At 34.3% G+C, this 14,498-nt stretch carries 3 protein-coding genes; all 3 read right to left on the reverse strand.

Annotation, left to right across the window (positions count from 1 at the left end):
• Positions 1-254: 254 nt before the first annotated feature.
• The 3 genes from CQZ96_RS09815 to CQZ96_RS09825 are packed head-to-tail and all read right to left on the reverse strand — an operon-like array spanning position 255 to position 14,035.
• Complete coding sequence (locus tag CQZ96_RS09815) at positions 255-12,827, reverse strand: calcium-binding protein (protein ID WP_178283374.1); 12,573 nt, start codon at positions 12,825-12,827, stop codon at positions 255-257.
• A gap of 17 nt (positions 12,828-12,844) precedes the next feature.
• Complete coding sequence (locus tag CQZ96_RS09820) at positions 12,845-13,225, reverse strand: hypothetical protein (protein WP_004819288.1); 381 nt, start codon at positions 13,223-13,225, stop codon at positions 12,845-12,847.
• A gap of 42 nt (positions 13,226-13,267) precedes the next feature.
• Positions 13,268-14,035, reverse strand: coding sequence for a hypothetical protein (locus CQZ96_RS09825; protein WP_004819286.1), 768 nt, complete (start codon positions 14,033-14,035; stop codon positions 13,268-13,270).
• Positions 14,036-14,498 lie beyond the last annotated feature (463 nt).

The raw sequence follows: 14,498 nt of genomic DNA on the forward strand, positions 1-14,498 counted from the left end.
ATACAAAATCTGTGGCTGTTCAACGCTCTTTTTGATTTTTCTCATACACAATCTTAAATTGAAGCTCAGCCTCATCAGGAAGGTCTTCATAAGACAGCAGGTTAACTTTCTTATAATAAAACTCTCCGAGCTTCTTCATGAGAAAGTAAAGACCGAGCTAAGAGCTTAACTCGATCCTAAATAGAATATTCTCAATCTTTTTCAAGGTGAGACTTAGTCGAATAAATGAGTGATAACTCATTTAATCTTTAATATCAATACAAAATTTCCGACTTAATCAACATATCTTCTAAATAAGAATCTTTAGGTTTGACATGAATAAGTTCATTCCAATTTTTGTGATTCAATATATTTATATCCTTTTCTGTGGATAATTCCCGACTGAAATCATTTACTAGCTGATGTCCAATATTACTTTCAATTTCATTCGAATTTTCAATGTCACCAATCAATTTAGATAAATCAATTGCCGATGATTTTGAACCATTCAATAAATTGGAAAGTTTTCCAATATTAGGTTGGTTATGAACACTACTAGAAATTGAATATTCAACTTGATTCGATTGGTTTGTTTGTGCCAGCACAGCAGGAAGTGCATCGATAATATTTCCATTAATCGCTATATTTTGAACATTAAATAATGATAATAACTCGTTAGCAGCTTGTTCATCACTTACCAATTTTGATTCTTCCGATTGGTTCAATGTATTTTCTGCTGCAACATCCATATTAGCACCTTCAGTTAAACTCATTGGCGATGCAATACGGCTAGAGGATGCTGTTGTTGGCATTGTTAAACCAAATGCTCCAAAGATTTGACCAGCAGTCAATGAACCACCTGTTTCAAACTCAAAGGTTTCAACAACTTTAGCACCACCTAAAAAGAAGTCTTTTACTGTCACTTTATTGGCATTACTACCATCCAGTTTAAGAATCAGATCATTTCCAGACTTGTTAAGATATTGTCCAATTTGATTAAAGGTGATTCCATTTTTGAAAACCACTTTATCTGTTCCAGACACTTCAGTAATGGTTAAAACACCAGTCGTATAGTTATAGGTTGTATCTCCTACCGCATTAGTATTTGGTGTTTCACCACCAGTACTTGGTAATGTTAATCCAAATGCAGTGAAAATTTGACTTGCAGTTAGCTGTTCGCCTGTTGCCAGTTGGAATGTTTCAACCAATTTATCACCTGCAAGGAAGAAATCTTTCACAGTCACTTTGTTGGTTGCACTTCCATTCACTTTAATAATTAAATCATTACCTGATTTAGTGAGATTGCTACCCACTTGGCTAAATGTAATGCCACTCGCAAATACAACTTTATCCGTACCAGACACTTCAGTAATGGTTAGATCGCCTGAAGTATAATTATAGATCGTATCTCCAGCTGCATTCGTTGTGCCGCCAGTCCCAGGCATAGTTAATCCAAATGCAGTGAAAATTTGGTTCGCAGTGAGTTGTTCACCTGTAGCTAATTGGAATATTTCTACCAATTTATCACCACCAAGGAAGAAGTCTTTTACCGTGACTTTGTTGGTCGCACTTCCATTTACTTTGATAATTAAATCATTACCTGATTTAGTAAGATTGTTACCCACTTGGCTATAAGTAATACCACTTGCAAATACAACTTTGTCATTACCTGAAATTTCAGTAATGGTTAAATCACCTGAATTGTAATTATAGGTCGTATCTCCAGCTGCATTCGTTGTGCCGCCAGTCCCTGGCATAGTTAATCCAAATGCAGTGAAAATTTGGTTCGCAGTGAGTTGTTCACCTGTAGCTAATTGGAATACTTCTACCAATTTATCACCACCAAGGAAGAAGTCTTTTACCGTGACTTTGTTGGTCGCACTTCCATTTACTTTGATAATTAAATCATTACCTGATTTAGTAAGATTGTTACCCACTTGGCTATAAGTAATACCACTTGCAAATACAACTTTGTCGTTACCTGAAACTTCAGTAATAGTTAAATCACCTGACTTGTAATTATAGGTCGTATCTCCAGTTGCATTGGTTGTGCCACCAGTCTCTGGCATAGTTAATCCAAATGCTGTAAAGATTTGGCTAGCTGTAAGTTGTTCACCTGCCGCTGTTTGGAATGTTTCAACTAAATAATTACCAGCAAGGAAGAAGTTTTTAACTGTCACAACATTTGTTGTGCTTCCATTTACTTTAATCAGTAGATCGTTGCTTGATTTGGTTAAATTAGAGCTGATTTGGCTCATCGTAATTCCACTAGCAAACACCACTTTATCTGTACCAGAAACTTCAGTAATGGTTAATGCACCACTGCTATAGTTATATGTCGTGTCTCCAGCAGGATTCGGCATTTCTGTACCACTTCCAGAACCGTTTACTTTTGTGGCGATTTGCGCAGCAGTAATTGTGTATCCACCATTTGGTTGTACTGATGAAATTGCTTTTTCACCACCTAAGAAATGATCTTTCACTCGAATCGATTGGTTTGCATTATTATCAATTGTAATCAGTAGGTCATTATTTTCTTTTGTGAATTTAATGCGATCTTCTGTAATACCTTGATCCATCAACCAAATCACATCTGTACCACCACCAGTCTGGTCAATCGTATCAACGCCATCTGTGAGATAATAATAATATTTATCATCACCTGCACCACCATCTAATATATCTGCTCCAGCACCACCGATGAGTGTGTCATTTCCAATTCCACCATAAATAGAATCATCACCTGCACCACCATCAAGATAGTCATTACCAGCACCACCTTCCAATCGATCATTTCCAGCTTGTGCCCAAATGGTGTCATTGCCATCTAATCCTTGAATTAAATCTTTGCCTGACGTTCCATTGATTGTTTCTGAAGCACTTGTGCCTTCAAGAACTGTATCGTATAAACCACCATAAGCTTGTGCTTTAATAATTCCATCTATGTCTTTGGCTGTGATTGGTGATTGCCCATTGGCTTGAACTGAGGAAATTGCTTTCTCTCCACCTAAGAAATGGTCAACAATCCGAACGGTTTGATTGGCATTTTGGTCAATTGTAACAACTAGATCATTGCCAATTTTACTAAAACTAATGCGATCACGAGTGATACCATTATCCATCAACCATAATACATCTGTACCACCACCTGTTTGGTTAATGATATCAGCACCATCTGTGAGATAATAATAATATTTATCATCACCTGCACCGCCATCTAATGTATCTAAACCATTACCACCTCTTAAGATGTCATTTCCTTGACCACCATAGAGGGTATCATTTCCGTCACCACCATAAAGGGTATCATTGTCCTCATCTCCGAAGAGTGTGTCATCCCCTTCATTCCCTTCTAAATAGTCAGCACCTGCGCCACCATAAAGAGTGTCATTCCCTGCTTGCCCCCACAGAGTATCGTTGCCTACTCGACCATAGATAATGTCGTTACCAGCACCAGCGTATACTTTGTCATCGCCAGCATCCATTTCAAAGATTTCATTACTATCTCGATACCCCCAAACTTCATCTGTTCCTGCAGTTCCATGATAAGTAACATGATTTTCAATATAACTATTATTCCAGACAGTTTGGTCAGCAAACTGTATTTCATTAATTTTATAGTGACCACCATTGAAATAATTTTGAATAGTAACCTGATCCAAATTATTGCTGTGCTTTATAACTAAATCTGCACCATGACGATGTAAGCTAATATTCGTAGCGTTAATATCTGAACCAAATCTCAGCACATCAAAAGATACAGCGACATTATTATAATTTTGTCCAGCTTGGCGTTCGATAATCGTATCTTGGCCATCACCCAGATTAAATAGATAGACTTCATCACCAAATGATCCATTGATGATATCATTACCTTTTCCACCTTCAATATAAACAGCGCGTTGTGCTTCTGTTAGTTCATCATCGATTGGAATATGGTAGCCATCAGCATCTTGAACGAACTCACTGCGATTATAATCATCCACAAAAACCCTCCGATTTACATCGACTGTCAATGTGTCGTTTCCATCACCACCTGAAAGGTAACCAGCATCATTACCTAGTTCTGTCAATGTAAGTTGATCATCTCCATTACCACCAAATAAGCGTCCTTGACCAGAAAGAATATCATCTCCATTTTGCCCTTCCAGTATTCCATTACCTGTAATGACGTCATTTCCATCACCACCGAGTAAATGTCCTCGGCCTGTGATTTCATCATCACCAATACCGCCGTCTAAATAACCAGAACCGTTAATGATGTCATTACCTGCTTCACCATAAACAAAATATTGTAATTCAGGGTTTTCACTCCATACTTGGCTACCATTTACAATATCATTACCTTCACCAGCATGAATAACATCATGATCGGTAGTCCCTTCAATAACATCGTCTAACTCAGTACCTTTCACCGCCTGCACATTTAGATCATCTAGATTCCATTTTGTTCCATCATCGAAATGAATAAATTGTATTGGCTTGTTATAACCATATTGCTCAAATTGAGATTGAATAATCAGCTGATCACCAGTTGTTCGGTGAGTGATCACCATATCTTGACCAACTTTTCGAATCACCAAATCCATTGGGTTTATACCAATGAATTCAACTATATCGACTTCATTATTATTTTTATATTCATTTTGGATTTGATCATTTCCCCATCCTAGATTAAAACGGTAAATATCATTCCCAGCACCTCCACTGAGTAAATCATCACCTTGATCACCATTTAGGATATCATCACCAATTCCACCAATAAGAGTGTCATCTCCTTCACCACCATTGAGGGTATCATTTCCATTTCCACCAAATAATTCATCATTATCTAAACCGCCATAGAGTTGATCATTACCATCACCACCTTCTAGTCGATCTGTGCCTGAACCACCTTTAAGCTGATCATCACCTGATCCACCGTAAATTTCATCAGCATCTGCCCCACCTTCTAAGTAGTCATTTCCTGCATCGCCATACAATTTATCCTGACCATCCCCTCCATAGAAAGTATCGTTTCCGAATTTACCATACAAGATGTCATCACCTGCACCTGCTGATATTTCACTACCTGTCTCATAGGCTTGTAATATTTCTGAAGCATCTGTACCTATAAGTACCAAAGCTTTTATAGCTTCTACATTTAAAACTGTATTGTCTGAGAACTTAATTAAATCAATTTTATAATTACCTGCCGCATCATTAATAAAATAATTTTGAACAGTAATACTATTCTGACCATCAAGTGTTTTTATGATGAGATCATCACTTTCTCGACGATAGGTGAAATTACTTTGAACTAAACCATTGGTAAATTGAATAATATCTTGGCGATTTTCTAAATAATCATAATTTAAAATGATGTCATGACCAAAATTAGGGGCAAAAATATAAGTATCATTACCAAAACCACCCTCTAAATTGTCGTTTCCTTCCCCACCATTCAGAATATCATTTCCATTTCCACCAAATAATTCATCATTATCTAAACCGCCATAGAGTTGATCATTACCATCACCACCTTCTAGTCGATCTGTGCCTGAACCACCTTTAAGCTGATCATCACCTGATCCACCGTAAATTTCATCAGCATCTGCCCCACCTTCTAAGTAGTCATTTCCTGCATCGCCATACAATTTATCCTGACCATCCCCTCCATAGAAAGTATCGTTTCCGAATTTACCATACAAGATGTCATCACCTGCACCTGCTGATATTTCACTACCTGTCTCATAGGCTTGTAATATTTCTGAAGCATCTGTACCTATAAGTACCAAAGCTTTTATAGCTTCTACATTTAAAACTGTATTGTCTGAGAACTTAATTAAATCAATTTTATAATTACCTGCCGCATCATTAATAAAATAATTTTGAACAGTAATACTATTCTGACCATCAAGTGTTTTTATGATGAGATCATCACTTTCTCGACGATAGGTGAAATTACTTTGAACTAAACCATTGGTAAATTGAATAATATCTTGGCGATTTTCTAAATAATCATAATTTAAAATGATGTCATGACCAAAATTAGGGGCAAAAATATAAGTATCATTACCAAAACCACCCTCTAAATTGTCGTTTCCTTCCCCACCATTCAGAATATCATTTCCATTTCCACCAAATAATTCATCATTATCTAAACCGCCATAGAGTTGATCATTACCATCACCACCTTCTAGTCGATCTGTGCCTGAACCACCTTTAAGCTGATCATCACCTGATCCACCGTAAATTTCATCAGCATCTGCCCCACCTTCTAAGTAGTCATTTCCTGCATCGCCATACAATTTATCCTGACCATCCCCTCCATAGAAAGTATCGTTTCCGAATTTACCATACAAGATGTCATCACCTGCACCTGCTGATATTTCACTACCTGTCTTATAGGCTTGTAATATTTCTGAAGCATCTGTACCTATAAGTACCAAAGCTTTTATAGCTTCTACATTTAAAACTGTATTGTCTGAGAACTTAATTAAATCAATTTTATAGTTACCTGCCGCATCATTAATAAAATAATTTTGAACAGTAATACTATTCTGACCATCAAGTGTTTTTATGATGAGATCATCACTTTCTCGACGATAGGTGAAATTACTTTGAACTAAACCATTGGTAAATTGAATAATATCTTGGCGATTTTCTAAATAATCATAATTTAAAATGATGTCATGACCAAAATTAGGGGCAAAAATATAAGTATCATTACCAAAACCACCCTCTAAATTGTCGTTTCCTTCCCCACCATTCAGAATATCATTTCCATTTCCACCAAATAATTCATCATTATCTAAACCGCCATAGAGTTGATCATTACCATCACCACCTTCTAGTCGATCTGTGCCTGAACCACCTTTAAGCTGATCATCACCTGATCCACCATAAATTTCATCAGCATCTGCCCCACCTTCTAAGTAGTCATTTCCTGCATCGCCATACAATTTATCCTGACCATCCCCTCCATAGAAAGTATCGTTTCCGAATTTACCATACAAGATGTCATCACCTGCACCTGCTGATATTTCACTACCTGTAGCATAAGCTTGTAATATTTCTGAAGCATCTGTGCCTATGAGCACTAGAGCTTTAATAGCTTCTACATTTAAAACTGTATTGTCTGAGAATTTAATTAAATCAATCTGATAATTTCCTGCTGCATCATTACTAAAGTAATAACGAACAGTAATACTATTCTGACCATCAAGTGTTTTTATAATGAGATTATCACTCTCTCGACGGTAGGTGAAATTACTTTGAACTAAGCCATCTGTAAATTGAATGACATCTTGGCGATTTGATGAATTATCATAATTATAGATAATGTCATGACCAAAATTAGGGGCAAAGATATAGGTGTCATTTCCTGATCCACCTTCTAAATAATCATTTCCAATTCCACCAATTAAAGTATCATTTCCAGCATTACCATATATTTGATCATCGCCCGCTAATCCAGAGAGCTGATCATTGCTGCTATAGCCCTGAATGACATCGTTATCTTCTGTCGCGCCAAGAACTTTATCTTTAATTACATCAATATCCCAAATTGATCCATTTGAAAAAACTATTTGATCTATACGATATGCTGTAGGACCATTTGCATCAAAATAACCTTCGACTTTGATTTGATCACTTTCAGAATATTTAATGATTAAATCATTGCCAACACGTTTTAAGCTTACACTTTCAGGTGCAATACCTTCATTAAATGTAACTTGGTCTAATTTATTACTGGTATTATCATAACTACGAATAGTATCTACACCATCACCCAGACTAAAGATATATGTATCATTACCTGATCCACCATCTAAATAGTCATTACCCGTTCCACCTATTAAAGTATCATTACCAGCATTTCCATATAGTTGGTCATTCCCAGCTAATCCAGAGAGCTGATCATTGCTACTATAGCCCTGAATTATATCTACAGAATCACTTGGAACTAAAACTTGATTTTTAATGTAATCTACATTCCAATTAGTTCCATTTGAAAAAACTATTTGATCTATACGATATGCTGTAGGACCATTTGCATCAAAATAACCTTCGACTTTGATTTGATCACTTTCAGAATATTTAATGATTAAATCATTGCCAACACGTTTTAAGCTTACACTTTCAGGTGCAATACCTTCATTAAATGTAACTTGGTCTAATTTATTACTGGTATTATCATAACTACGAATAGTATCTACACCATCACCCAGACTAAAGATATATGTATCATTACCTGATCCACCATCTAAATAGTCATTACCCGTTCCACCTATTAAAGTATCATTACCAGCATTTCCATATAGTTGGTCATTCCCAGCTAATCCAGAGAGCTGATCATTGCTACTATAGCCCTGAATTATATCTACAGAATCACTTGGAACTAAAACTTGATTTTTAATGTAATCTACATTCCAATTAGTTCCATTTGAAAAAACTATTTGATCTATACGATATGCTGTAGGACCATTTGCATCAAAATAACCTTCGACTTTGATTTGATCACTTTCAGAATATTTAATGATTAAATCATTGCCAACACGTTTTAAGCTTACACTTTCAGGTGCAATACCTTCATTAAATGTAACTTGGTCTAATTTATTACTGGTATTATCATAACTACGAATAGTATCTACACCATCACCCAGACTAAAGATATATGTATCATTACCTGATCCACCATCTAAATAGTCATTACCCGTTCCACCTATTAAAGTATCATTACCAGCATTTCCATATAGTTGGTCATTCCCAGCTAATCCAGAGAGCTGATCATTGCTACTATAGCCCTGAATTATATCTACAGAATCACTTGGAACTAAAACTTGATTTTTAATGTAATCTACATTCCAATTAGTTCCATTTGAAAAAACTATTTGATCTATACGATATGCTGTAGGACCATTTGCATCAAAATAACCTTCGACTTTGATTTGATCACTTTCAGAATATTTAATGATTAAATCATTGCCAACACGTTTTAAGCTTACACTTTCAGGTGCAATACCTTCATTAAATGTAACTTGGTCTAATTTATTACTGGTATTATCATAACTACGAATAGTATCTACACCATCACCCAGGCTAAAGATATATGTATCATTACCTGATCCACCATCTAAATAATCATTTCCAACTCCTCCGATAAGAGTGTCATTTCCTTCACCACCATATAAAGTGTCATTCCCTAAATCTCCATTTAAAAGGTCATTACCATTTTCACCTGATAATCTATCATTATCATCCCCTCCATAAACAATATCTTCACCATCTCCTGCATTAACAATATCATCACCCATTCCAGCATAAATAATATCATCCCCCCCCAAACTATTTATATTATCATCGCCAGCCCATGACTTAATTTTATCATTACCATTAGTACCAGTGATTGAATCATCTAATACAAACACAGATTCCAATAATAAATCTCGTATATTCTCATCTAAAATAGATTGGGCACTTAAAGTAAACTGTTCTATTAGTTCCTTATACAATACTGGTGAATTAGGATCTAAACCTTGTACAATAAATTGAAATTGTTCAATTTCAATTTTACCAACCTCATAATCCATAAAGAATAAATTCATCAACCCTTTAATTGCTAAACTAAAGTCACCATGCCAAGTCGTATTAACTAGAGTCCAACTCACTTCCCTAACCTGTGTAGGATTTAGAACATTTTCAACATATTTATTAGGCTTTAGGCTATCCCATGTAGTTGCGTATATTTTATTAGGTATATAGACGCTTCCACTTGACGAACCAGACCCACCAGCTGGTGGTTGAATCAAAGGTGGAAAAGGATCATATGATTCATATAATCTTTCTTCTTGAAATGCGACTAAATCAATCCAGTCCTGTTTAACTGTTTGACTTAATAACTGGACATAAGCACTAGATAATATTTTTTGGAAATAACCATCTAAATCATTAACATTTCCTGGATTCCAATTTTTCCATTCAAGCTCTTTACCATAAATCACTTTAACTATTTCAAATTTTTCAATACTCGAAATATTTTTTACTTCAGTTGCCGTTGAAAGTTTTTTATTTGTCCAAAAATACAAAATTTGATGAGTTAATAATACTTGCTGATCAGAAGGTGTCTCGCTAAATGCACTAACAAGTTCTTTAAGTTTTCCTGTCAAATCTAATTGCATTGCATCGTGTAACGATGTAGCAGAACCATAACCAGGAAAATCAGGAAGCTCTGAAATATCTGTATCAATACTTTCAACTGTTTCATTTGGGTTTTGCCAAACTGTTTCTGAAGTATTTACCTCAAAAAGTAAAGTTTCAGCTAAACCACTTTTTATTTGAGTAATACCATTTTCAACTACTGTCTGTGTAAAACTTCCTTTATTTGTGTGAATAACATTATTTTCATCTAATGAATTAATTAATTGATTACTTAATGAAATTGAAGTTATACCTAAACTAGATAATGTAAATAATTCATTACTTTGTGAAATTCCATCTTGATTAATATCTTTCCATATCTTTAATTTCTGAAAAATTAAATCACTACCATTAATTAGACCATCTTTGTTTGAATCATATTGTTCTAATGCTTTGAAACCATCACTTGCTTTACTGCCATCAGGTAAAATCGTATCTGTTCCAAATAATTCTTTTCCATTATCAATTTTACCATTTTCATTTAAGTCTAGAACAACAAAACCATCTGTTGCTTGAACCCAAGATGTTTTTTCAGCGAAACTATTTCCATCCATGTCAAAATAAACATCAGTCCCAAGTGGAGTGGTACTAATTTTTCCATCATGATTTAAATCTAATACTAATGGATCGTATTTTGTAGGAGGAATAGGAGGTGGAGCTAATGGAGGTTTAGGTTTTGGATATTCTGGAGGTGGTGGTTCTGATCCATCTTTATAAACAGTTACATAAAATCTTACACCTAAATCTGTATCATCCTTACTTCTTGTATCTAAAGCTTCTGTAGTTAGTTCTTTATATTTAAAATTGATATCACCTAAAACAATGTATCTTACCCAGTCTTTCCCACTAGATATTACGGATAGTCTTCCACCACCAGTTGATTTATCATTTATATCATAACCTTTCGAAATGAAATCAAGAGCTGGAGGAGGCGATAAGCTATCAGATTTATAACGCATTTCTGCGCCCAATAAATTTTTATTATTATAATAAAGTATTCCTTTTCCATCCTCATCATTAACTAAAGTTTTATAATAAGCCTTATAAGTATCAAATCCCTCACCACCTTTTAAAGTATCATTACCTTTACCTCCATAAAGTATATCGTCCCCTTTACCACCGTATAAATAGTTATCTTCAGTATCTAAAGGATCATCTTTTTGTCTACCAGCATATAGCTCATCATTACCTTCACCACCATATAAAGTATCTCCATTTTTCCCGCCATAAAGCTTATCATCTCCATTTCCACCTAATAGTGTATCTACATCATCCCCACCATAGAGAAAATCTTTACCATCCCCACCACGGATATAGTCTTCTCCTTTATATCCCCAAGCATAGTTTATTGTGCCTTTATCAATGGCATCATCATTAATATCGGATGTAAAAATTGAATCATCCCCATCACTACCATGAATGGTGTCATTACCGGCTCCTCCTTCTGCATAATTTTTACTGATATCTAATGCAATTTTAGCTGGATCACTATCACTGGCTAAATAAAGTGAATCATTACCATCTCCTCCACTCAGCCGATCTGATCCTAATCCCCCATAAAGATAATCATTACCTGCACCACCATATAAGTAATCATCACCTCCACCACCATATAATTTGTTTATAGTCCCTGCATCATTAGGGTCATTGTCTTTATCACCAGCATAAAGTTCATCTGAGCCATTTCCCCCATAAATGTTATCGCTACCACTTCCACCATATGCTTTATTGCCAACTTGATCTAATTTAGCTGCATTTTCAGCACTAGTTAAACTAGTATCGATTTCACTGACAACTAGGACATCATCCCCAGCACCGCCATAAAGTTCATCACTACCAGAGCCACCTATTAATACATCATTTCCCTCACCTCCATAAAGAAAATCATTATCAGCTCCACCATCAAGATAATCATTTAACTTATTACCTATTAAGATATCATTACCGTCATTTCCAAAAATTGTATATTTTCTATTGTAAATTCCTTTTATATCATTACCACCAGTTTTATCATCTATTAAAACAATAACATCTCCAGCCCAGGGGTTTAATCCATCTGGTATATAGTTTTCAACAGTTGATATTATCGGTTGAAGTAATTCTACAGAACTATCTAAAACAAAACTAACCCCATCTAAAAATAGTTTTAAAATTTCATCTTTATGTATTAATTGTTTATCATTCCATTCAGGTGCTAAATTCATTCCATTGCTTATAGCTGCAAAAAGCATTGAAAACACATTAACTACAACACCTAAAGGACTCGCTCTAGTAAATTTCGATAACTCTGAAAATATAGCCGTCGCATCCGAAAATATATCCAAAACTAATGTTTTTTTTACAAATCCATTGTTATATTTAGATGACCCTATTGTAACCGTATCAATATAATCATTAACATTTAAAGCCAATCTATCTGAAAGTGTTACAACCCTAACTAAATTATTAGCTATATTTAAATTATTACTATTCGGAAATAAATCAATAACATCTTGAACTAATAACAAAAAAGACCTAAAAGCCTCTCTATTATTACCAGAATTCGCATTATTAAGTTCAGAGTAAATATTATTTATTGCACTTATTGTTGAAGATAAATCTCCACCAGCATTATTAGCTTCAAACATTTTCTCTCTATTGTTTAAAAAACCACCAATTCTACTCATATCTCACCTTTATATTTTTAAATAAAATCATAAATATATTTTTTTTTGATAAAAAAATAATTTATTTCAACATAATTTACATCAATACATTTTTGACTATTATTTTCTATTTTTTTAAAAAACTCTCCTCTCTTATATAAAAATGGGAATCTAACTTTTAGGCCTGAAAAACTTGTCATACCTGTATTATCTACAACATACTCATAAACATAATTACCACTTCTAGTTTTATATTTACCCTTATAGCAAGCATATCCTTTTTTAATATTTTTAATATTTTTAGCCTTATATTCAAGATAATTTGGTAAAATAAAAAATTCATTAACTGGCAATACTACTAGTTTTACCAAAATAATAATAAATAAAAATAAAAATAAAAAATGTTTAATATTATCCATAAAATAAGAATGCCTTTTTAAATTGTGTGAATATATAAATTATTAATCCCATTTCATAGTAATTAATTTTTCTGGTCTCACTTTATCCATCTCACTAAACAGCGAAAAAGTCTGATTCATATAATTCACCACCCCTGAAATCTGTTCCATATACTGCATTAATTCAGATGTCTTTTCCGCTTGAACTAATTTCACTGTTCGTGATGGATCAAAACCATCAAACTGACAATAAAACAAAGGCTCACCCCGTTTTAAAATTAAATCTTTAGAAGTATCATGCCACTCAAAAGCCCACATTAATGGTCTAGGCCATATATGAATTGGAAAACGCCCACCAAAAATCGTCCCAGGTAAAGAATGTTTTCTGTAATGCCCAAAAGCATCTAACTGGGTGATATACACCACCTCATCCGCTACAAAACAATAAGGGAGTTTTAGTTGAAGAATCGGAACATTAGGCGTACGCCATTCATTTTCATTTACAAGCGCCAACAACTCTCGTAATTTGTTAGCGCGCACAGGTGAAGCATCACCCAATACATTTACCAATGCTGGTTTTCCTGTTTTATCTCGTTCAAAACGTAAGTGAAAATCAAATGGGCAATTGATCACAAAATAACGACTTTCTAGTTGAAGTACAGCTGGACAACGACTTGCAGATTTTGCATGCTTTTGTTGGGATTGTGATCGCATACGATATGGTGGTTTAAAAAGAATTGAAGCCTTATCATCCGTTAAAAACCACCCCACCTGAATAGGGCCTGTCTCTGTATGCTTTTGATCATCAGTTATAGTAAAATTAATTTGCATTTTTGTAATAAATATTAAGTTTTTAAGATAAATTTAATATATCAGTATCTTTTAAACAAAAAAAATACATTTTTATTACAACTAATAAATAAATCTACATATTGTGATCAAATTCACATTATTTTATTCTACAAAAGTTACACTTATAACAAGGATCATACCTATTCAATTTTAGTGGTTTAAATTCATATCATAAGTTGTTCACTGCCCATCACATGATGAACTTAAACTAAACCATTAAGCGTCTTAAAGTCAGAATTATTTTTAATATCTATGTATTATAAAATGACAATAGATGTGTCGTTTTTCTCGTAAAATGTCATAGGTTGTGTCGCATTCCAATGCCATTATGTGTCACAAGAATTTATAAGTTTTTGAATTTATGTATTCGATAATGACATGGGATGTGTCGCATGACGCTCACAACACTTAAGTTATGATTGATAGAAAACCCGCCATTAAT

The sequence above is a fragment of the Acinetobacter sp. MYb10 genome (assembly GCF_002980175.2).
GTDB classification, from domain to species: Bacteria; Pseudomonadota; Gammaproteobacteria; order Pseudomonadales; family Moraxellaceae; genus Acinetobacter; species Acinetobacter guillouiae.